The organism is Streptomyces katrae (assembly GCF_000966975.1).
GTDB lineage: Bacteria > Actinomycetota > Actinomycetes > Streptomycetales > Streptomycetaceae > Streptomyces > Streptomyces katrae.
Genome location: NZ_JZWV01001110.1, coordinates 1 through 1058, shown reverse-complemented (window position 1 = coordinate 1058; position 1058 = coordinate 1). Strand labels below are relative to the sequence as shown.

Annotated in this window: 2 protein-coding genes; one reads left to right on the top strand and one right to left on the bottom strand. The window is 73.6% G+C overall.

Features of this window, described 5'->3' with window-relative positions; all coding sequences use genetic code 11:
* Positions 1 to 441, bottom strand: a 441-nt coding sequence (locus VR44_RS33160) for an NUDIX domain-containing protein (RefSeq protein WP_045951342.1), incomplete at its 3' end; no start/stop codon positions are given.
* 77 nt (positions 442 to 518) lie between these two features.
* Between VR44_RS33160 and VR44_RS33155 the strand changes: the two genes are divergently transcribed.
* Positions 519 to 968, top strand: a complete 450-nt coding sequence (locus VR44_RS33155; protein WP_245692697.1) for a Zn-ribbon domain-containing OB-fold protein — start codon at positions 519 to 521, stop codon at positions 966 to 968.
* Positions 969 to 1058: the final 90 nt, after the last annotated feature.

Sequence of the window (1058 nt, the reverse complement as noted above, 5' to 3'; positions counted from 1 at the left end):
GGTGTGGAGGACGTGCCAGCCGGTCGTCTCGTCGGTGGGGGCGGAGGGCGGGAGGGCGGAGGCCGGGCGGGGTGGGAGGAGGCCGAAGAGGAGGAGGTGGCCCTGGGGGGAGCTGAGGGCGTCGGCGAGGGTGACCTCGCCGGCCGGGGCTTCGATGCCGGTCTCCTCGCGGAGTTCGCGGACGACCGCCTCGCGCCAGTCCTCGCCGAAGTCGATGAATCCGCCGGGCAGGGCGGTGCCGCCCTTGGCGGGTTCGATGGTGCGGGTGATGACCACCAGGCCGGTTCCGGCGGCGTCCTCGACGGGGAGGAGGGCGACGGCCACCGGGAGCGGGTTGCGGTAGGTGACGGCGCCGCACGCGGTGCACGGGCGGGGCCAGTCGGTGGTGTCGAAGGGGGTTCCGCAGGTGGAGCAGTGGGAGTCCCTCAGCTGTGCCGGCATGCGGCGATGGTATGCCAACGGGCGGTTGCCGTGGCAGACTTCTGACGGTTCGTCAGTTACGGGTCGAGGGAGGGGTCTTGGCACGGACGCGTACACCCGTGGTGAACGGATGGTTCACCGATGCGCCCGAGGGTTTCCGCCTGCTGGGGACGAGGTGTTCCGCCTGCACGGCGGTGTTCTTCCCCCGCGAGGACGCCTGGTGCCGCAATCCGCACTGTCCCGGCGGCGGTGCGCTCGTCGAGGTGCCGCTCTCGCCGCGCGGCCGGGTCTGGTCCTACACCGACGGGCGCTACCGGCCGCCCGCCCCGTACGTGTCCGATCCGGACGCGCCGTGGGAGCCGTACACGCTGGTCGCGGTGGAGCTGGAGGCCGAGGGGATGGTCGTGCTCGGGCAGGCGGCGCCCGGGGTGACGGTGGCCGACCTGGCGGTCGGCATGGAGGTGGAGGTGGTCGGCGGGGTGCTGAACGAGGACGCCGGGGCCACCTGGACGACCTGGCGGTTCAAGCCGGTGGAGGGGGCGCGGTGAGCGGGGACGTGGCCGTGCTGGGAGCCGGTATGCACCCGTGGGGCAAGTGGGGCCGCAGCTTCGTCGAGTACGGGCGGGCCGCCGCCACCG